Consider the following 19,148-nt stretch of genomic DNA (forward strand, 5'->3'; position numbering starts at 1 on the left):
CCTGGTTGGCATTACGCCCCGGCAGGACACAAGCTTGTTTGATCACCGAGCCCGCTTAAGTTCCCTTGGATCACTGGATGACAAGTCGCCGCGAAGGCTGCATGCGTGCGTAAATCCTTTGGTCTGACGGAGCATTCCGTTAAGATAGCCGGCTTTTTCAAGGCGGGAGTCAGGCAGCATGGCGCAGCAGTATCAACCGGGGCAACGCTGGATCAGTGACAGCGAAGCCGAGCTGGGTTTAGGCACCGTTCTGGCACAGGACGGCCGCTTGTTGACCGTGCTCTATCCGGCCACTGGCGACACTCGCCAGTACGCGCTACGGAATGCGCCCCTCACTCGCGTGCGGTTTTCGCCGGGTGACGTGATCACTCACTTCGAAGGCTGGAAAATGACCGTGCGCGAAGTCGATGACGTCGACGGGCTGCTGGTCTATCACGGCCTCAACGCACAGAACGAAGTCGTCACGCTGCCGGAAACCCAACTGTCGAACTTCATCCAGTTCCGCCTGGCCAGCGACCGCCTGTTCGCCGGCCAGATCGATCCCCTGGCGTGGTTCTCCCTGCGCTACCACACGCTGGAACACACCAGCCGCCAATTGCAGTCCCCGCTATGGGGCCTGGGTGGCGTACGTGCCCAGCCGATTGCCCATCAACTGCACATCGCCCGCGAAGTGGCCGACCGCATCGCGCCGCGCGTGTTGCTGGCGGACGAAGTGGGCCTGGGCAAGACCATCGAAGCCGGACTGATCATTCATCGGCAACTGCTCTCCGGCCGTGCCAACCGCATCCTGATCCTGGTGCCGGAAAACCTCCAGCACCAATGGCTGGTTGAAATGCGTCGGCGCTTCAATCTGCAGGTGGCGCTGTTCGACGAAGAGCGTTTCATCGAAAGTGATGCCAGCAACCCGTTCGAAGACACCCAACTGGCGTTGGTGGCACTGGAATGGCTGGTGGAAGACGAGAAAGCCCAGGACGCGCTGTTTGCCGCGGGTTGGGATCTGATGGTCGTCGACGAAGCCCACCACCTGGTGTGGCATGAAGATCACGTCAGCCCGCAATATGCGCTGGTGGAGCAGCTGGCCGAAACCATCCCCGGCGTGTTGCTGCTCACCGCGACCCCGGAGCAACTCGGCCAGGACAGTCACTTCGCCCGCCTGCGCCTGCTTGACCCGAATCGTTTCCATGACCTGCAGGCCTTCCGCGCCGAAAGCGAAAACTATCGCCCGGTGGCCGAGGCCGTCCAGGAGCTGCTGGACAAAGGTCGACTCTCGCCCCAAGCCCACAAGACCATCCAGGGTTTCCTGGGTAACGAAGGCGAAGCACTGCTGACCGCCGTCAACGATGGCGACATCGAAGCCAGCGCCCGCCTGGTTCGCGAGCTGCTGGACCGCCACGGCACCGGCCGCGTGCTGTTCCGCAATACCCGCGCCGCCGTACAAGGCTTCCCCGAGCGCAAGCTGCACGCCTATCCACTGCCGTGCCCGGACGAATACCTCGAACTGCCGTTGGGCGATCACGCCGAGCTGTACCCGGAAGTCAGCTTCCAGGCCCAGCCGGACGCCAGCGAAGAAGAGCGCTGGTGGAAATTCGACCCGCGCGTCGAGTGGCTGATCGACCAACTGAAAATGCTCAAGCGCACCAAGGTCCTGGTGATCTGCGCCCACGCGGAAACCGCCATGGACCTGGAGGACGCCCTGCGCGTGCGCTCCGGCATTCCGGCCACGGTTTTCCACGAAGGCATGAATATCCTCGAGCGTGACCGTGCCGCCGCCTACTTCGCCGATGAAGAGTTCGGCGCGCAAGTGCTGATCTGTTCGGAAATCGGCAGCGAAGGCCGCAACTTCCAATTCGCTCACCACTTGGTCCTGTTCGACCTGCCGTCGCACCCGGACCTGTTGGAGCAGCGGATCGGCCGCCTGGATCGGATCGGCCAGAAACACACCATCGAGCTGCACGTGCCCTACCTGGAAACCAGCCCGCAAGCGCGGCTGTTCCAGTGGTATCACGAAGCGCTGAATGCCTTCCTCAACACCTGCCCGACCGGCAACGCCTTGCAGCATCAGTTCGGTCCGCGCCTGTTGCCGTTGCTGGAAGAAGCCGACGATGGCGACTGGCAAGCGCTGATCGATGAGGCCCGCGCCGAGCGCGAGCGCCTGGAAGCCGAGCTGCACACCGGTCGCGACCGCCTGCTGGAGCTCAACTCCGGCGGCGCAGGCGAAGGTGACGCGCTGGTCGAAGCGATTCTCGAACAGGACGACCAGTTCGCCCTGCCGATCTACATGGAGACCCTGTTCGACGCCTTCGGCATCGACAGCGAGGACCACTCCGACAACGCGCTGATCCTCAAGCCGAGCGAAAAAATGCTCGACGCCAGTTTCCCGCTGGGCGACGACGAAGGCGTGACCATCACCTATGACCGCAACCAGGCGCTGTCTCGCGAAGACATGCAGTTCATCACCTGGGAGCATCCGATGGTGCAAGGCGGCATGGACCTGGTGCTGTCCGGCTCCATGGGCAACACCGCCGTGGCGCTGATCAAGAACAAGGCGCTCAAGCCCGGCACCGTGCTGCTGGAACTGCTGTACGTCAGCGAAGTGGTTGCCCCGCGCTCGCTGCAACTGGGCCGCTACCTGCCACCGGCCGCCTTGCGCTGCCTGTTGGACGCGAACGGCAACGACCTGGCGGCCCGGGTCTCGTTCGAGACCTTGAACGACCAGCTCGAAAGCGTGCCTCGCGCCAGCGCCAACAAGTTCATCCAGGCCCAGCGTGACCAGCTCGCGCCGCGGATCAATGCCGGCGAAGAGAAGATCACCCCGCGTCACGCCGAACGCGTGGCCGAGGCTCAACGTCGCCTGGCGGCTGATACCGAGGAAGAACTGGCCCGCTTGACCGCGCTGCAAGCGGTTAACCCTACTGTTCGGGACAGTGAGCTGGAGGCACTGCGCCGGCAACGTGAGCAGGGGTTGGCGATGCTGGAGAAGGCGGCGTTGCGGTTGGAGGCGATTCGGGTGTTGGTGGCCGGGTGATTTTCGGCTGGGTTATGGGTGTATATCCGTATCTTCGGCCTTAAAGCTGACCTGGTTCTGTTTTCACCTGTGGGAGCGGGCTTGCCCGCGAAGAGGCCGGCACGTCCAGCACCTTCATCGACTGTGCTGCCGCCTTCGCGAGCAAGCTCGCTCCCACACTGGCTTATCAACAGCCACTGGTCTTGCGTACGCCGCTCCCACAGGGGTTCTCCAACAGTCACGAGTCTCATGTTAGAAACTCAAGGACTGTAATACCCCACCGCCACCAGGAAATGTCCCGCCTTCTTCAAATACGCATGCTTGTTCTCAACCCTCCCCGTCACCGGATTCTTCCAGCGATACTCATATTCCCCAGCGTCCTGCTTGCCGATCATGGCCAGGATCGGCTCGCCCACAGGCTTGCCGTCCGGATCCTTGATCTTGGCGAAATCGGTATTGATCAGCCGCAGGTTGGTGCCGTGCCCAACATAGCGACGGGTATCGAGGTCAACGACAAATACATACAAGTCGTCCTGAAGGTAGCCGCCCTTGAGCGAGTTGATCGCCGTCAGCGTGCCTTTCTCGTTCTTCAGCAAATCACCCGCCGCCTTGTCCAACAGCGCCCTCGCCTGTTCGGCGGAGGCCCTTGGCAGGTAGTAGCCAACCGCGAGGATTCGCTCGCCGACCCGCTGGAAATACACATGCTTGCGCTCGACCTTGCCGTCTGCCCAGTTCTGCCAACGATAGTCAGCCTGCTGGATACCGCTGGCCTCGGGGGTTTTCAGCGCCTCTTTGAAAGCCTTGCGCAAGTCAGGTCCCAGCACCTCGGAAACGTCACGCCCGATCAACGCTGATGAAGGACCGCCGCTGGCAAGCATTACGCCTTGGGTATCGACCACGAACACGTAGCGGTCCTTGTCGACGAATTCGCCCTGGCGGCTGAACGCGGCGAACGCTTTGTCGCCGTTGTCGTGGTAGTAGGCCAGGGCCTTTTCCAGCAATGCCCGGGCGGCCTGGCCGTCGTCCGGCGCGGCGGCCTGGGCCTGGACCAATATCAGCAGTGCGGCCAGCCCGGCCAGCCTTCGAATAAACCCCATGCGCGCGCCCTCGTTCTTGTTGGTGTTTCAAGAGCGTAGACGGCGTGGGATAAGTAGGAGCTGCCGAGTGCAACGAGGCTGCGATCTTTTCCCTGACAATTGAGTTTTGAGCGAAAGACCTGAAGATCAAAAGATCGCAGCCTTCGCCAGCGCCTACGGGGTAGGCGCTGGCCAAGAGCTACCCAGGCTTATTGGGACCGAGCGCTCAGTTGCTGCTGCAGGTACTGAATCTGCGATTGCAGCGTGTTGATGTTGCGGGTGACCTGGCCACGGAACGCATCGAATTCGGCGGTGTTGCCCGAACGGTTGTCCTGCTGGCTCTTGAGCACGACCATGTCCTGCTCCAGGCGCTCGATGGCCGAGTTGGAAGTGGCTCGCTTCAGGGCCGTGATGTCGGCACCGATGCTCTTGAGCTGGGCATCCAGGGCACCGCCCTCGCCTTGGTTCTTCAGGGCAGTCACTTCAGCCGTCAGCGTCTTGAGCTGGGCTTGGAGTTCTTTGTTGGCCGCCTGCAACTGAGCGGTGGCGTTTTCCTGTGCGCTGGCCTGGGTAATGATCTGGGCCAGTTCCTTGCCCAGGTCATCGGACGGACCGAACGCGCCTTGCTGCGGCTTGTTCACCTCCTGCAACCGGCTTTCGAATTGCCGGCCCTGCTCCTGCAGCTTGTTGTCCAACTGCTTGATCTGCAGTTTCAAGGCTTCACTGTCGCTCATGACATTTGACTGGCCGGCGACAACCTTGCCGGAAATGTCCTGCAAGCGCCCCGCCGCATCCTCGCTGATCCGGGCGAAGCTTTCCTGGGTGGCCACCAGTTGCTGTTCCATCAGGGAAATCTGCTGGAAGCTCCACCACGCCAGGAACGCGAAGGCGCACAGCAGCGCGCCGATCAGTGCCCACAACGGCCCTGTGCTCGGGCCCTTGACCTTGGCGGCCGCAACGGGCGCCGGACGCGCTTGCACGTGGGGCTGGCGGTTGGGCATGAAGTCATCGTCATCGGGAATGTCGGCCCGCATCCGCAGGCTCGGTACATCATCGAAGTCGTCGTTGGCATCGTTACGCATGGGCATGGGTCTAACCTTTGGGAAACCGGGGATGGCTTGATGTGGCGAGTATAACCCCCTCGCCCGCCGCACCCATTGACCCCGAACCGGGCACTCGGTTCATGACGGGGCGATCAGCGGGCGTCCTGGACACGCCACCAGGCGCAAAATTCATCGAGGGCGGTCCACAAACCGACCTGTGGATCGTAATCGAGATAGTGCCTGGCCCGACTGATGTCCAGGGTGAAATTTCTGTTCATGACCTGCATGCCCAGGCGCGACACCGTCGGTTCGGGGCGACCGGGCCAAAGCGCGCACAAACCTTCGTTCACGGCACCGAGGCTGTAGGCCAGCCCGTAGGGCCGATAACGCCTGACCTGCGGGACTTCCATTTTTCGCATCACGTAGTTGACCACGTCCCACAGCGGAACCGGCGTCCCGTTACTGATGTTGTAGGCCTTGCCCAACGCCGAATCCGTGGCCAGCAGGCTGCTGAGCAGCGCTTCATTGAGGTTCTGGACGCTGGTGAAATCCACTTTGTTCAGTCCGTTGCCGACAATCGCCAGCCGACCCTTGCGCTGCATTTTCAACAGGCGCGGGAAAATGCTCATGTCTCCGGCCCCGGTGACGAAGCGCGGCCGCAGCGCCAACACTTCCAGGCCGAACTCCTGGGCGCCGAAGACTTTCTGTTCCGCCAGGTATTTGGTGGCGGCGTAGGGATGCTTGAAGCGCTTGGGCACTTGTTCTTCCGTCAGTCCCACGTGGTCACGGCCATCGAAATAAATGGACGGGGACGACAGGTGCACCATCCGCCGAACCTTCTGCTTGAGGCAAGCCTCGACAACGTTTTCGGTGAGCTGGACATTACCCAGGTGAAAATCCTGATAGCGGCCCCACAGCCCCACTGAGCCGGCGCAATGCACCACCGCATCAACGTCCCGACACAGTTCACGGGCCAGTTTCGGGTCGCTCAGGTCGCCTGGGATGAATTCGGCGCCGCGCCTCACCAGGTGCTCGACGCTTTCGGCCCGGCGGCCGTTGACCCGAACATCCAGGCCTTGCTCCAGGGCGAAACGCGCAAAGCGTCCGCCGATGAAGCCGCTCGCGCCGGTGACGAGAATTTTCATGTAGTGCTCCGATGAAGAAGGTTTTGCGTATTGCGTGCAATCCTGACGCTGCGAATCAGCCCAACGGCACCAGCCACTGCCCAGACGCGCGAACCAGTTGTTCGGTCAACAAGCCGAGCAACTGCCCGCCATTGCGCCAATGATGCCAGTACAGCGGCACATCGATCGGTTTATCTGCCACCAGCTCCACCAGTTCGCCCCGCTCCAGTTGCTCACGGACCTGTAATTCAGGCACCAGCCCCCAGCCAAGCCCCGCCTCGGCAAGGCGAATGAAACCTTCGGATGAAGGGCACAGGTGATGCTCGAAACCGCCTTCGACGCCGAGGGACGCAAGGTATCGGTGCTGCAGGAAATCATCCGGGCCGAACACCAGGGCCGGCGCGCGAGCCAGTTGATCGGCGCGCACTCCATCGGGGAAATGCCGGGCGATGAAGGCCCGATTGGCAAGGGCACGGTAACGCATGGCCCCCAGCAATACGCTGCGGGCACCCGCCACGGGACGCTCGCTGGCACAAACACAAGCCGCCACTTCGCCAGCACGCATGCGCTTGAGGCCAACGGTCTGGTCCTCTACCACCAAGTCCAGCAACAGATGCTGTTCGGCGCAGAATGTCCCCACGGCGCCGGCCCACCACGTCGCCAGACTGTCGGCATTCAAGGCAATCCGCAGGCGCTCGGGGAGTCCCTCCTCGTCCAACGCTGGTACCAGGCTTTGCAGATCACGCTCCAGCAACCTGACCTGCTGGACATGGTTGAGCAGGCGACGGCCGATCTCGGTCGGTGCCGGCGGCGTGGCGCGCACCAGTACGGGCTGGCCAACGCGCGCCTCGAGCAATTTGATCCGCTGGGAAATGGCCGATTGCGACAACCCCAGGACCTGCGCAGCACGTTCGAAACCGGCCTGCTCGACCACGGCCGCCAGGGCGGAAAGCAATTTGTAGTCGAACATCAGTTTTCCTAATGAGCAATCAGCAAGATTGGTTTTTCTTATAACTCGACGAACCGGAGAATGGCCAGCATTGCGAACTCGGATGGAGAAATACTTATGTGGCAAAGCTATGTGAACGGCCTGCTGGTGGCCCTCGGGTTGATCATGGCGATTGGCGCCCAGAATGCCTTCGTCCTCGCCCAGAGCTTGCGCCGCGAGCATCACTTGCCCGTGGCGGCGCTCTGCGTGACCTGCGATGCGCTGTTGGTGGCTGCCGGGGTATTCGGGCTGGCAACCCTGCTGGCCCAAAGTCCGCTGCTGCTGTCGATCGCCCGCTGGGGGGGCGCCGTATTCTTGCTCTGGTACGGCAGCCAGGCATTGCGCCGGGCCTTTTCGAAACAAAGCCTGCAACGGGACGAGAAACAGGCGGCGCGCTCATTGCGCACGGTGCTGCTCAGTGCGTTGGCGGTCACGTTGCTCAATCCTCACGTCTACCTCGACACCGTGCTGCTGATCGGCTCCCTAGGTGCCCAGCAAAGCGTGCCCGGTGCGTATGTCCTGGGGGCGGCCAGCGCCTCGCTGCTGTGGTTTTCCGTTCTCGCCATCGGTGCCGCGTGGTTGGCGCCCTGGTTGGCCCGGCCCGCTACCTGGCGCGTCCTGGACCTGCTGGTGGCGCTGATGATGTTCACCGTGGCGATGCAATTAATCGTCTCGGGCTGATATTCCAAACCGCTCTGGAACCTCTATCCCACACAGTTGTTGCGTGGTTATGCCGCACCCCCGGTGCTATGATCCGACTCCTGCGCCCAAAGAGTACAAACTCGCTGGCGCTAGTCTGGCCGCCCGTGATCGGCCTTGCGCTCACCGCAACTGACCTGATTAGGAGAATCACCATGGCTTTCGAATTGCCGCCGCTGCCGTACCCACACGACGCACTGGCGCCACACATCTCCAAAGAAACGCTGGAATACCACCACGACAAGCACCACAACACCTATGTCGTGAACCTGAACAACCTGGTGCCTGGCACCGAGTTCGAAGGCAAGACCCTGGAAGAAATCGTCAAGACTTCCTCGGGCGGTATCTTCAACAACGCCGCTCAGGTCTGGAACCACACCTTCTACTGGAACTGCCTGGCGCCAAACGCCGGCGGTCAACCAACCGGCGCCCTGGCTGAAGCCATCAACGCCGCCTTCGGTTCGTTTGACAAGTTCAAGGAAGAATTCAGCAAGACGTCCATCGGCACCTTCGGTTCCGGCTGGGGCTGGCTGGTGAAGAAAGCTGACGGCTCCCTGGCCCTGGCCAGCACCATCGGCGCCGGCAACCCGCTGACCAGCGGCGACACCCCGCTGCTGACCTGCGACGTCTGGGAACACGCCTACTACATCGACTACCGCAACCTTCGTCCAAAGTACGTCGAAGCGTTCTGGAACCTGGTCAACTGGAAGTTCGTGGCTGAGCAGTTCGAAGGCAAGGCCTTTACTGCGTAAGTTGTGATGCCAATAAAAAACGGCGCTTTCCCGACGGGAAGGCGCCGTTTTTTTTGGGGGGGCGCTTGGATTGTTGTGTCGGAGCGGGCTTGCTCGCGAAGGCAGAGTGGCAGGCAACCTGTCCGTCGGCTGATACTCCGCTTTCGCGAGCAAGCCCGCTCCCACCACAAGCTTCGCGGTGAACGAGCAACAATCGCCCAGGGCAGATGACCTCGCGTCTGAAATCCAAGAAAAAATCCCGCCAGGCCTCAAGTTGCAGGCCCTTCCAACCGAAACAATGGTCGTAGAGTAATCACTCTGTAAACACCGTATAACGGCCAGGTTTCAGGCGAAAACCCTTGTGTTTGATTGTCCCTTTGACTGACATCACAGGATTGCCAATACTCATGGCAACTTGACGCTACCCGCACGGAACAAGGAATCTCTCTTTGAAGCTGGAACTCAAGAACAGCTTGTCTGTGAAGTTGCTCCGGGTCGTGCTCCTCTCGGCATTGATCGTTGGCATGATCTTGAGCTGTGCCCAGATCGTGTTCGATGCCTACAAAACCAACCAGGCCGTTACTGACGACGCCCAGCGCATCCTCGATATGTTCCGCGATCCTTCTACCCAGGCGGTCTACAGCCTGGACCGGGAAATGGGCATGCAGGTGATCGAAGGGCTGTTCCGGGACGAAGCCGTGCGCATGGCGTCCATCGGCCACCCCGGTGAAACCATGCTCGCGGAAAAGACCCGGCCTTTGCAGCATTCCAAAAGCCGTTGGCTGACCGACCTGATTCTCGGCCAGGAACGAACCTTCACCACGCAGTTGGTGGGTCGTGGCCCCTACAGCGAATATTACGGCGACCTCAGCATTACCCTGGACACCGCCACCTATGGCCAGGGTTTCATCATCAGTTCGGTGATCATCTTTACTTCCGGAATGCTGCGCGCCTTGGCGATGGGCCTGGTGCTGTACCTGGTTTATCACTGGCTGTTGACCAAACCCCTGTCGCGGATTATCCAGCACCTGACCGAAATCAATCCCGACCGCCCCAGCGCGCACAAGATCCCGCAATTGCCGGGGCACGAGCACAATGAGCTGGGCCTGTGGATCAATACCGCCAACCAGTTACTCGCCTCCATCGAGCGCAACACGCACCTGCGCCATGAAGCAGAAAACAGCCTGCTGCGCATGGCCCAGTACGACTTCCTGACCGGCCTGCCCAATCGCCAGCAACTTCAGCAGCAATTGGACAAGATCCTGGTGGATGCCGGGCGCCTGCAACGTCGCGTAGCGGTGTTGTGCGTAGGTCTGGATGATTTCAAGAGCATCAATGAACAATTCACCTATCAGACTGGCGACCAGTTGCTCTTGGCCCTGGCCGATCGACTGCGCGCCCACAGCGGGCGTCTCGGCGCGCTGGCGCGATTGGGCGGTGACCAGTTTGCCCTGGTCCAGGCCGATATCGAGCAACCCTACGAGGCCGCCGAACTGGCCCAGAGTATCCTCGACGACCTGGAAGCGCCGTTCGCGATCGATGATCACGAGATCCGCCTGCGCGCCACGATTGGTATCACCTTGTTTCCCGAAGACGGTGACAGCACGGAGAAACTGCTGCAGAAAGCCGAGCAGACCATGACCCTGGCCAAGACCCGCTCGCGCAATCGCTACCAGTTCTACATCGCAAGCGTCGACAGCGAGATGCGGCGGCGCCGCGAATTGGAAAAAGACCTGCGCGAAGCCCTGGCCCGTGGACAGTTCACGCTGGTGTACCAGCCGCAGATCAGTTACCGCGACTTGCGCGTGGTGGGCACCGAAGCCTTGATTCGCTGGCATCATCCCGAACACGGCCTGGTGCCGCCGGACCTGTTCATTCCCCTGGCCGAGCAGAACGGCACCATCATCGCCATCGGCGAATGGGTGCTGGACCAGGCTTGCAAGCAATTGCGCGAGTGGCACGACCAGGGCTTTGTCGACATGCGCATGGCGGTGAACCTGTCCACTGTGCAGTTGCACCACGCCGAGCTGCCACGGGTGGTGAACAACTTCCTGCAGATGTACCGCTTGCCGCCACGGAGCCTGGAACTGGAAGTCACCGAGACCGGCCTGATGGAAGACATCACCACTGCTGCCCAGCATCTGCTGAGCCTGCGTCGCTCCGGAGCGCTGATCGCCATTGATGACTTCGGCACCGGTTATTCGTCGCTGAGTTACCTCAAGAGCCTGCCGCTGGACAAGATCAAGATCGACAAGAGTTTCGTCCAGGACCTGCTCGATGACGAAGACGACGCGACCATCGTCCGCGCCATTATCCAGTTGGGCAAAAGCCTGGGGATGCAGGTCATTGCCGAAGGCGTCGAAACGATCGAGCAAGAGGCCTACATCATTTCCGAGGGCTGCCACGAAGGCCAGGGCTACTACTACAGCAAACCCCTGCCGGCCCGGGAGCTGGGCCTCTATCTGAAGCAGGCGGAGCGCATCAAGGCCTCCATCGTCTGATCCCTGCTGCCATGCACCTGTAGGCGCTGGCGAAGCCTGCGATCCCTTGATGTTCGCTTGGGATTCAAGGGTCAATCAAAGGATCGCAGCCTCGCTTCGCGAGGCAGCGCCTACAGACGCCGCCGAAAGGCGGCGATCTGCATTATCAAACAAGAAATATTTACAGCCGCACCCTTTACACATAATGCAAATCTTTCGCATTATGTCGCAGTTTTTGCGCACCCTCGCGCCAGCCCCACTCATCATCGAAGCAGGATCTACGCCATGATTCGTATGCCTCTGGCTACCGCCAGTCTGTTGGCCATCGCCATTTCCCTCGCCGGTTGCGGCGAAGGCAAAGACAAGGCCGCCGCGCCGCAAGCGCCAACGCCGGCCGCCAGCGCCGCTGCACCGGCGGCCCCCGCTGCCGCTGGCAAGATCGACGAAACCGCCGCCAAGGCTGTTGTCGCGCACTACGCCGACATCGTCTATGCCGTCTACAGCGATGCCGAATCCACCGCCAAGACCCTGCAAACCGCCGTCGACGCCTTCCTCGCCAAGCCGAATGCCGACACCCTGAAAGCCGCCAAGGCTGCCTGGGTTGCCGCGCGCGTGCCTTACCTGCAGAGCGAAGTGTTCCGCTTCGGCAACACCATCATCGATGACTGGGAAGGCCAAGTGAACGCATGGCCCCTGGACGAAGGCCTGATCGACTACGTCGACAAATCCTACGAACACGCCTTGGGCAACCCGGGCGCCACCGCCAACATCATCGCCAACACCGAAGTCCAGGTTGGCGAAGACAAGGTCGACGTCAAGGACATCACCCCGGAAAAACTCGCCAGCCTGAACGAGCTGGGTGGTTCCGAGGCCAACGTTGCCACCGGTTACCACGCCATCGAATTCCTGCTGTGGGGCCAAGACCTCAACGGTACCGGCCCTGGCGCCGGCAATCGCCCGGCCTCGGATTACCTGGAAGGCGCCGGCGCCACTGGCGGCCACAACGACCGTCGTCGTGCCTACCTGAAGTCCGTGACCCAATTGCTGGTCAACGACCTGCAGGAAATGGTCGGCAACTGGAAGCCGAACGTGGCCGACAACTACCGCGCCACCCTGGAAGCCGAACCTGCCGAAACCGGCCTGCGCAAGATGTTGTTCGGCATGGGCAGCCTGTCCTTGGGCGAACTGGCGGGCGAGCGTATGAAAGTCTCCCTGGAAGCCAACTCCCCGGAAGACGAACAGGATTGCTTCAGCGATAACACCCACAACTCGCACTTCTACGATGCCAAGGGCGTGCGTAACGTCTACCTGGGCGAATACACCCGCGTCGACGGCACCAAGATGACTGGCGCCAGCCTGTCGTCCCTCGTGGCCAAGGCCGACCCGGCCGCCGACACCGCGCTCAAGACCGACCTGGCCGACACCGAAGCCAAGATCCAGGTCATGGTCGATCACGCCAACAAGGGTGAGCACTACGACCAACTGATCGCTGCTGGCAACACCGCGGGCAACCAGATCGTACGCGACGCCATCGCCGCCCTGGTCAAGCAGACCGGTTCGATCGAACAGGCCGCGGGCAAGCTGGGCATCAGCGACCTGAACCCGGACAATGCTGATCACGAGTTCTGATCAACGTTGGACGATTGAAAAAGGCGACCTTCGGGTCGCCTTTTTTGTTTGAGTGCCCTTCTGCGCACGGACATAAGCAAAAACCCGTGGCGAGGGAGCTTGCTCCCGCTGAGCTGCGCAGCAGCTCCTTTCATTTAACTGGCACACCGCGGGGGGCCGCTTCGCGACCCAGCGGGAGCAAGCTCCCTCGCCACGGGGCTGTGCCCGGCGCCACCTCATTGCAACCCGGCAAGCCTGGCTTCGATAAACCGCCGTTCCGGCAACTGCTGCGTCAGTTCAAGCGCACGTCGATACGCCGCCCTCGCCTCTTCAACCCGCCCCAACTGCCGACAGAACTCCGCCCGCGCCGAATGGGCCAGGTGATAGTCGGTCAATTCGCCCCGGCCCAATATCCCGTCGACCAGCTGCAGCCCCGCCTGTGGCCCGTCGCGCTTGGCCAGGGCGGCCGCCCGGTTGAGTTCGATCACCGGTGATGGTACCGCGCGCAAGAGCACGTCGTAGAGGCCGACGATCTGCGGCCAGTCGGTCTCTTGCGCCGTCGGTGCTTCGGCGTGCACCGCAGCGATCGCCGCTTGCAGGCAATAAGGCCCGAACCGCCGGGTATTGAGCGCGGCCTCGACCATGGCGCAGCCTTCGGTGATCATGGCGCGATCCCACAGCGACCGGTCCTGCTCGTCCAGCAAAACCAACTCGCCAGTCATTGAGGTTCGTGCCGGCCGCCGCGATTCGTGCAAGAGCATCAATGCGAGCAACCCCATGACTTCGGCTTCGGGCAGCAACTCCATCAACAGGCGCGCCAAACGGATGGCTTCGCGCGTCAGGTCTTCGCGGGTCAATTCGGCGCCCATCGATGCCGAATAGCCCTCGTTGAACACCAGGTAAATGACCCGAAGCACACTGTCGAGCCGCTCAGGCAGCTCCGTACGGGACGGCACCTGATAGGGAATCTTCGCGTCGCGAATCTTTGCCTTGGCCCGCACGATGCGCTGGGCAATGGTCGCTGGCGCGGCGAGGAAGGCCCGGGCGATTTCCTCGGTGGTCAGGTCGCAGACTTCACGCAGGGTCAACGGCACCTGCGCATCGGCTGCCAGTGCCGGGTGACAACAAGTGAAAATCAGCCGCAGCCGATCGTCTTCCACGTCTTCATCGCTCCACTCGGTTTGCTCCAGTTCTTCAAGCTGGGCAATCAGCATCGGCTGCGAGGCGGCGAAGCGCGCCCGCCGACGCAAGCTGTCGATCGCCTTGAAGCGTCCGGCCGATACCAGCCAGGTCCGCGGGTTATCGGGCACACCGTCACGCTGCCAGCGCTCGACCGCGATAAAGAAGGCCTCGTGCAGGGCTTCTTCAGCGAGGTCGAAATCCCCCAGCAGGCGAATCAGGGTCGCCAGGATTCGCCGCGAGTCCTGGCGATAAACCTGCTCGACCCGTGCCTTGACCGCGTCGGCGGGCATCAGGCGGACAGGCCTTGGGTCACCGGCCTGATGGCTCGGCTGGAAACAGGCTCAAGCCTCATGAAAGCGCTCCCGTGGAGGATGAACGTTCAGGGATTCAATTGCCGCACAGGCCGGACCTCGACGCAGCCAACCCGGGCCGCCGGTATGTTGCCGGCGACCTGGATAGCTTCGTTCAGATCCTTGGCATCGATCAGATAGAAGCCCGCCAGTTGCTCCTTGGTTTCGGCGAACGGGCCGTCGGTAATCGACAACTTGCCGCCGCGCATGCGCACCGTGGTGGCGGTTTGGACCGACTCCAGGGCTTCGGCCGCGACCATCCGGCCGCTGCCCTGGATCGATTCGGCGTAGGCCATGCATTCGGCGTCCTCGGGACTGTCCGGCGAGTTATGCAGAACCTGTTCGTTGCTGTACACCAGGCATAAATACTTCATGGAAAACTCCGTGATCGGACTGATCGACAAGGATGGCAGAAGCGAACCGCAGCCGCTCAGGGCTGCAGATCGAAAATCGCCGTCCCGGCCATCGGATCGAACGGCGCCGACCAATGCTCATGGACGATTTTCCACTGCCCGGCGGAACGTTTGTAGCACGCCGTTACGCGCATCCAGCAAGCCTGCTCCTCGCCTTTGTCGTTGGTGCCGCCGCAATAGGCCAGCCAGTGGGCGAACGCAATATTGTCGGCTGGCGTGATCTGCACCTGATGGAAATCGAACTTGTGCGGGCCGGGGCACATTTCCATGCAGGCCTCCCAGTGGGCCCGGTAGGCGACCTTGCCCTTGAATTGCAGGGCCTGGATGGCGTCGAACGAGACAATGTTGTCGTCGTAGAGCGCCATGACTTTTTCCACGTCCTTGGCCATGACAGCCTGGCGATAGGTGTCGATCAGCGCCTGGATTTCGGTTTCGGTGGCTTGGGTGTTCATGGTGGTTCTCCGCAGTTTTTTGTTAGAGACATCCTTTGTCGTTTGGAGAAACGGCGAATCGACAGCCAAACAAAAATAATCCAAAGAAAAAATTTCGCTAGAATCCAGAGTCCATTCTGTCGGCAAACAACGGACGTTTTGATGACCGCCCAGCTCGTGCCTTATGAAGACCTGACCCCGCTGCAACGGCAACAGGTCGAATCCATCGAAATCCACCCCGAACAAATCAAGTTTTCCGGCGACATCCACGGCGCGTTGCACACGCTGCTGTCCAAGCCCGGCCCAGGGGTCAAGGGTTTCGCGTTGCTGGCCGGCGAGGTTCCGGTGGCATTCCTGTTGCTCAAGCGTCCGCCCGTGTTGCCGGCCTGGGCCAACGAACACAGCGCGACTCTGCACGCCTTGCAAGTCGACCATCGTGCCCAGGGCAAAGGCTATGGCAAGGCCTGCCTGCAAGCGCTCCCCGCCGTGGCACGGGCAGCGTGGCCGGAAATCAAGGGATTGGAGCTTTCGGTCGATGCCGACAACGACTCGGCCATCGCCCTTTACGCCCGGCTGGGCTGGGTCGACAGCGGAGAGGCCTACAAGGGCCGCATCGGTTATGAGCGGCGGATGGGGTTGGTGTTTCAACCAGGCGGATCAGCCGCCGGGAGGACTGATCCATGTTGACCTCGATTGAACAACTGGAAGCGATCTACGGCCAGCCCCATGAGCGGGCAGTGCGCAAACAGATCCCTTTTCTCAACGAGGATTACCAGGCGATGGTCCGGGCCTCGCCAATGGTGATCATCGGCTCGGCAGGGCCTGATGGCTTGGACAGTTCGCCCCGTGGCGACGCACCGGGTTTCGTGCAGATCCTCGACGAACACACTCTGGCGCTCCCCGACCGCCCGGGCAATAACCGCATCGACACCCTACGCAACGTCCTTCATGACCCTCGGGTGTCCCTGCTGTTCATCATCCCCGGAATCGGTGAGACGTTGCGAGTCAACGGCACCGCGCGCATCAGCGTCGAACCCGAGCTGCTCGAGCGCTTCGCTGTCAACGGGAAGTTGCCTCGCACGGTACTGCTGATCGCGATCGAAGCGGCGTTTTTTCATTGCTCCAAGGCTATCGTACGCTCAGAGCTGTGGAACCCGGAGCGCTACCTTGATCGCTCGGCAGTTCCCAGCGCCGGAGCGATCCACAAGCGTTTGAATGAGGGGTTCGATGCCGAGGCTTATGACCGTGAAACACCTGCGCGGGTGCAGGCCAGCCTGTATTGAATAATCCTCTTCGCGCCTGAGGACGCATGGGGCGGGTTACTTTGGCTTGAGGGGAATCCAGATTTCCAGGCTGCCTTCGCCGGTCCGGGGATTGAAGTCTTCGCTGTAGCGCTCGAATTCCGGCTCGTCCGCCGCTTCGTGGCCGGATCGAGGCAGCCATTCCTTCCAGATGTATTGGAAGGTGTCCGGCAGGTTTTTCAGCGGCCCCTTGTGCTCGAACACCGCGTACGGCCCGGGCTGGACCTCTATCCAGCGGTACTGTTCGGGCAGGTCGTCGAGCCGGCTGATTTCCACCCCGGCAATGTATTCGAAGCCACCTTGACCGTCCGGGTTGCAGCACACCCCGTAGGTGACTTCGTCTTTCTGCCCCGGCACCTTGCCGAGCCAAGGCAGGAATTTTTCCCAGAGCTGCGGGATGTCCTGGGCAGTGTCCTGGGTAAAACGCGCGCCGAAACCGGCGATCAGCTGAAAGCGTCCCTGTTCAAAGCGCGGCTCGCCTGCGTTAACGCGTTTTTGCGTTTCCATTGCTTCAACACTCCGGAAAACTTGAAGTCGGGCTTGGCAGTATAGAAGCCAAACCGTGATTGCCAGACCGTTTCGCTTGTCAAAGTCCAGGCAGGATAGCCGTAGCGTTTTTTCCTACAAACTCGTTGTAGCCAGAAACAATCACGTAAACGGCGAAATAACAGAAGATCGCCGCGGAAGCCCAATAGGAGTAGCGCAGCAACTTGTCCCCTAACAATTTTCCGCCTTGGGTCGCCGCCAGGCACAGGCCCGCGCTCCAAAGCAACCCGGCGCTGAGAAATCCTCCCAGGAACAACGCCGAACTGAGCACAGTGCCACCACCAGAGCGGGCAATCAGCGTCCCGCCCACCGCCGCGAACCAGAGAATGGCACTGGGAGATGACATCGCGAGGAAGATTCCACGAAAGAACTCCTGCCGTGGCGAGTTGCCTCGAGTTTCGCCGGCCTCGGCCAACACTGCATGATGGTAGATCGCTGAATGAACCATCTTCGCGGCGAAATACAACAACAGGACCGAGCCGCCGATCCACAGCACCCAGCGCACCGTGTCGTATTGCAACAACACAGTCATCCCGGCCAACGCCAGGAGTGCGTAGATCAAATCCCCTACACAGGTGCCCAGGCCCAGGGCAAAGCCTTGGAAATAGCCGCGTTGCATCGCCAGGGTGATCATCGCGATATTGGCCACGCCAATGTCCAGGCACAGCGAAAGGCTCAGCAGGAAACCGCTGGAAAATTCCATCATTCGTTCCATCAAGATTGGGTGTGCAGTGTTTACCGATCCACGGACCGGCGGCGGCACCGCAGCCGGGGCAACAGTGTCGTCGAAAATAGTTCGATGCGGCTACTGGACAATCTGACATCAGCCCGATTATCTTGCGCCGCAGGCCACCGCAGTGGCCAACGTCGCTCGGACGGTTCCGGGCGCTCACGTATCTCGAGGCAACAATGGCCGAACAAGGTTCGCCGCGCCGCTTTGCGCGCATCGATCGACTCCCCCCGTACGTATTCAATATCACTGCCGAGCTGAAGATGGCTGCGCGTCGGCGCGGCGAAGACATCATCGACTTGAGCATGGGTAACCCCGACGGCGCCACGCCCCCACACATCGTGGAGAAACTGGTCACCGTCGCCCAGCGTGAAGACACCCACGGCTATTCCACGTCCAAAGGCATCCCACGCCTGCGCCGCGCCATTTCGCGCTGGTACAAGGACCGCTACGAAGTCGACATCGACCCGGAAAGCGAAGCCATCGTCACCATCGGTTCCAAGGAAGGCCTGGCGCACTTGATGCTGGCCACCCTGGACCAGGGCGACACGGTGCTGGTGCCCAACCCCAGCTATCCGATCCACATCTACGGCGCGGTGATTGCCGGCGCCCAGGTGCGTTCGGTGCCGCTGGTGCCTGGCGTGGATTTCTTCGATGAGCTGGAACGGGCCATTCGCGGCTCGATCCCGAAGCCGAAGATGATGATCCTCGGCTTCCCTTCCAACCCGACCGCGCAATGCGTGGAGTTGGATTTTTTCGAGCGGGTCATCGCCCTCGCCAAGCAGTACGACGTGCTGGTGATCCACGACCTGGCCTATGCCGACATCGTCTATGACGGCTGGAAAGCCCCGTCGATCATGCAGGTGCCCGGCGCGAAAGACATCGCGGTGGAATTTTTCACCCTGTCCAAGAGCTACAACATGGCCGGCTGGCGCATCGGCTTCATGGTCGGCAACCCGGAACTGGTCAGCGCCCTCGCGCGAATCAAGAGCTACCACGACTACGGCACTTTCACCCCGCTGCAAGTCGCCGCCATCGCCGCCCTCGAAGGCGACCAGCAATGCGTGCGCGATATCGCCGAGCAATACCGCCAGCGCCGCAATGTGCTGGTCAAGGGCCTGCATGAACTGGGGTGGATGGTGGAAAACCCGAAGGCGTCGATGTACGTCTGGGCCAAGATTCCCGATGCCTATGCGCACCTGGGGTCGTTGGAGTTCGCCAAGAAGCTGTTGGCCGAGGCCAAGGTCTGCGTCTCGCCGGGGGTGGGGTTCGGGGAATATGGGGATGATCACGTGCGCTTTGCACTGATCGAGAACCAGGACCGGATTCGCCAGGCGGTGCGGGGGATTCGGGGGATGTTTCGGGCGGATGGGTTGATCAAAAAACCTGAGGCCTGACACAAAATTAATGTGGGAGCGGGCTTGCTCGCGAAGGCTGAGTGT

The 19,148-nt window shown here is 61.3% G+C and carries 17 protein-coding genes; 8 read left to right on the forward strand and 9 right to left on the reverse strand.

Annotated elements, in window-relative coordinates; genetic code table 11:
* Positions 1-178 precede the first annotated feature (178 nt).
* The gene (gene rapA, locus Q7C33_RS18865; protein WP_198798224.1) at positions 179-3,025 is read left to right on the forward strand and encodes an RNA polymerase-associated protein RapA; all 2,847 of its coding nucleotides are present in this window, start codon (positions 179-181) and stop codon (positions 3,023-3,025) included.
* Between the two features lie 239 nt (positions 3,026-3,264).
* Here rapA and Q7C33_RS18870 read toward each other — a convergent pair whose 3' ends face one another.
* The 4 genes from Q7C33_RS18870 to Q7C33_RS18885 form a co-directional block, all read right to left on the reverse strand.
* A complete protein-coding gene (locus Q7C33_RS18870) occupies positions 3,265-4,101 on the reverse strand; it encodes a cache domain-containing protein (protein WP_217860177.1) in 837 nt (278 codons plus the stop codon).
* 188 nt (positions 4,102-4,289) lie between these two features.
* Positions 4,290-5,168: a hypothetical protein gene (locus tag Q7C33_RS18875; protein WP_030139319.1), complete on the reverse strand. Its 879-nt coding sequence runs from the start codon at positions 5,166-5,168 to the stop codon at positions 4,290-4,292.
* 107 nt (positions 5,169-5,275) lie between these two features.
* Entirely contained in the window at positions 5,276-6,268 is a 993-nt protein-coding gene (locus tag Q7C33_RS18880) for an NAD-dependent epimerase/dehydratase family protein (protein WP_407683925.1), read from the reverse strand.
* A gap of 55 nt (positions 6,269-6,323) precedes the next feature.
* Complete coding sequence (locus Q7C33_RS18885) at positions 6,324-7,217, reverse strand: LysR family transcriptional regulator ArgP (RefSeq protein ID WP_407683926.1); 894 nt, start codon at positions 7,215-7,217, stop codon at positions 6,324-6,326.
* Between the two features lie 96 nt (positions 7,218-7,313).
* Between Q7C33_RS18885 and Q7C33_RS18890 the strand changes: the two genes are divergently transcribed.
* The 4 genes from Q7C33_RS18890 (at position 7,314) to Q7C33_RS18905 (ending at position 12,774) form a co-directional block, all read left to right on the forward strand.
* The gene (locus tag Q7C33_RS18890) at positions 7,314-7,916 is read left to right on the forward strand and encodes a LysE/ArgO family amino acid transporter (protein ID WP_198798227.1); all 603 of its coding nucleotides are present in this window, start codon (positions 7,314-7,316) and stop codon (positions 7,914-7,916) included.
* Positions 7,917-8,089: 173 nt separating this feature from the next.
* Positions 8,090-8,686, forward strand: a complete 597-nt coding sequence (locus tag Q7C33_RS18895) for a superoxide dismutase (protein WP_030139323.1) — start codon at positions 8,090-8,092, stop codon at positions 8,684-8,686.
* A 428-nt stretch (positions 8,687-9,114) separates the two neighbouring features.
* The gene (locus tag Q7C33_RS18900; protein ID WP_198798228.1) at positions 9,115-11,166 is read left to right on the forward strand and encodes a putative bifunctional diguanylate cyclase/phosphodiesterase; all 2,052 of its coding nucleotides are present in this window, start codon (positions 9,115-9,117) and stop codon (positions 11,164-11,166) included.
* A 264-nt stretch (positions 11,167-11,430) separates the two neighbouring features.
* On the forward strand, positions 11,431-12,774 hold the full coding sequence (locus tag Q7C33_RS18905; protein WP_030139325.1) for an imelysin family protein: 1,344 nt from the start codon (positions 11,431-11,433) through the stop codon (positions 12,772-12,774).
* A 215-nt stretch (positions 12,775-12,989) separates the two neighbouring features.
* Here Q7C33_RS18905 and Q7C33_RS18910 read toward each other — a convergent pair whose 3' ends face one another.
* The 3 genes from Q7C33_RS18910 to Q7C33_RS18920 form a co-directional block, all read right to left on the reverse strand.
* Positions 12,990-14,225: an RNA polymerase sigma factor gene (locus Q7C33_RS18910; protein WP_407683927.1), complete on the reverse strand. Its 1,236-nt coding sequence runs from the start codon at positions 14,223-14,225 to the stop codon at positions 12,990-12,992.
* Between the two features lie 89 nt (positions 14,226-14,314).
* Positions 14,315-14,659, reverse strand: coding sequence for a YciI family protein (locus Q7C33_RS18915; protein ID WP_030139327.1), 345 nt, complete (start codon positions 14,657-14,659; stop codon positions 14,315-14,317).
* A 56-nt stretch (positions 14,660-14,715) separates the two neighbouring features.
* A complete protein-coding gene (locus Q7C33_RS18920; RefSeq protein WP_407683928.1) occupies positions 14,716-15,150 on the reverse strand; it encodes a YybH family protein in 435 nt (144 codons plus the stop codon).
* 141 nt (positions 15,151-15,291) lie between these two features.
* On the opposite strand from Q7C33_RS18920, the gene Q7C33_RS18925 reads away from it, so the two are divergent.
* The gene (locus Q7C33_RS18925; protein ID WP_051065940.1) at positions 15,292-15,816 is read left to right on the forward strand and encodes a GNAT family N-acetyltransferase; all 525 of its coding nucleotides are present in this window, start codon (positions 15,292-15,294) and stop codon (positions 15,814-15,816) included.
* Positions 15,810-16,412, forward strand: coding sequence for a pyridoxamine 5'-phosphate oxidase family protein (locus tag Q7C33_RS18930; protein ID WP_030139330.1), 603 nt, complete (start codon positions 15,810-15,812; stop codon positions 16,410-16,412). The genes Q7C33_RS18925 and Q7C33_RS18930 overlap by 7 nt, the downstream gene beginning before the upstream one ends.
* Before the next feature lie 36 nt (positions 16,413-16,448).
* On the opposite strand, the gene Q7C33_RS18935 is transcribed toward Q7C33_RS18930, so the two are convergent.
* Positions 16,449-16,937, reverse strand: a complete 489-nt coding sequence (locus tag Q7C33_RS18935) for a GyrI-like domain-containing protein (RefSeq protein WP_030139331.1) — start codon at positions 16,935-16,937, stop codon at positions 16,449-16,451.
* A gap of 79 nt (positions 16,938-17,016) precedes the next feature.
* Positions 17,017-17,679, reverse strand: coding sequence for a LysE family translocator (locus tag Q7C33_RS18940; protein ID WP_258648158.1), 663 nt, complete (start codon positions 17,677-17,679; stop codon positions 17,017-17,019).
* 206 nt (positions 17,680-17,885) lie between these two features.
* Here Q7C33_RS18940 and alaC point away from each other — a divergent pair, with 206 nt between their 5' ends.
* Positions 17,886-19,103 (forward strand): alanine transaminase, encoded by a 1,218-nt coding sequence (gene alaC, locus Q7C33_RS18945; RefSeq protein ID WP_030139333.1) that lies wholly within the window; start codon positions 17,886-17,888, stop codon positions 19,101-19,103.
* Positions 19,104-19,148 lie beyond the last annotated feature (45 nt).

The sequence above is a fragment of the Pseudomonas sp. BP11-1-1 genome (assembly GCF_052112105.1).
Lineage (GTDB): Bacteria > Pseudomonadota > Gammaproteobacteria > Pseudomonadales > Pseudomonadaceae > Aquipseudomonas > Aquipseudomonas alvandae.

What these genes read in the sequence shown, in the direction of transcription:
- rapA (WP_198798224.1), top strand. Translation starts at nt 179, where the DNA reads ATGGCGCAGCAGTATCAACCGGGGCAACGCTGGATCAGTGACAGCGAA.
- Q7C33_RS18870 (WP_217860177.1), bottom strand. Translation starts at nt 4,101, where the DNA reads ATGGGGTTTATTCGAAGGCTGGCCGGGCTGGCCGCACTGCTGATATTG.
- Q7C33_RS18875 (WP_030139319.1), bottom strand. Translation starts at nt 5,168, where the DNA reads ATGCCCATGCGTAACGATGCCAACGACGACTTCGATGATGTACCGAGC.
- Q7C33_RS18880 (WP_407683925.1), bottom strand. Translation starts at nt 6,268, where the DNA reads ATGAAAATTCTCGTCACCGGCGCGAGCGGCTTCATCGGCGGACGCTTT.
- Q7C33_RS18885 (WP_407683926.1), bottom strand. Translation starts at nt 7,217, where the DNA reads ATGTTCGACTACAAATTGCTTTCCGCCCTGGCGGCCGTGGTCGAGCAG.
- Q7C33_RS18890 (WP_198798227.1), top strand. Translation starts at nt 7,314, where the DNA reads ATGTGGCAAAGCTATGTGAACGGCCTGCTGGTGGCCCTCGGGTTGATC.
- Q7C33_RS18895 (WP_030139323.1), top strand. Translation starts at nt 8,090, where the DNA reads ATGGCTTTCGAATTGCCGCCGCTGCCGTACCCACACGACGCACTGGCG.
- Q7C33_RS18905 (WP_030139325.1), top strand. Translation starts at nt 11,431, where the DNA reads ATGATTCGTATGCCTCTGGCTACCGCCAGTCTGTTGGCCATCGCCATT.
- Q7C33_RS18910 (WP_407683927.1), bottom strand. Translation starts at nt 14,225, where the DNA reads ATGCCCGCCGACGCGGTCAAGGCACGGGTCGAGCAGGTTTATCGCCAG.
- Q7C33_RS18915 (WP_030139327.1), bottom strand. Translation starts at nt 14,659, where the DNA reads ATGAAGTATTTATGCCTGGTGTACAGCAACGAACAGGTTCTGCATAAC.
- Q7C33_RS18920 (WP_407683928.1), bottom strand. Translation starts at nt 15,150, where the DNA reads ATGAACACCCAAGCCACCGAAACCGAAATCCAGGCGCTGATCGACACC.
- Q7C33_RS18925 (WP_051065940.1), top strand. Translation starts at nt 15,292, where the DNA reads ATGACCGCCCAGCTCGTGCCTTATGAAGACCTGACCCCGCTGCAACGG.
- Q7C33_RS18930 (WP_030139330.1), top strand. Translation starts at nt 15,810, where the DNA reads ATGTTGACCTCGATTGAACAACTGGAAGCGATCTACGGCCAGCCCCAT.
- Q7C33_RS18935 (WP_030139331.1), bottom strand. Translation starts at nt 16,937, where the DNA reads ATGGAAACGCAAAAACGCGTTAACGCAGGCGAGCCGCGCTTTGAACAG.
- Q7C33_RS18940 (WP_258648158.1), bottom strand. Translation starts at nt 17,679, where the DNA reads ATGGAATTTTCCAGCGGTTTCCTGCTGAGCCTTTCGCTGTGCCTGGAC.
- alaC (WP_030139333.1), top strand. Translation starts at nt 17,886, where the DNA reads ATGGCCGAACAAGGTTCGCCGCGCCGCTTTGCGCGCATCGATCGACTC.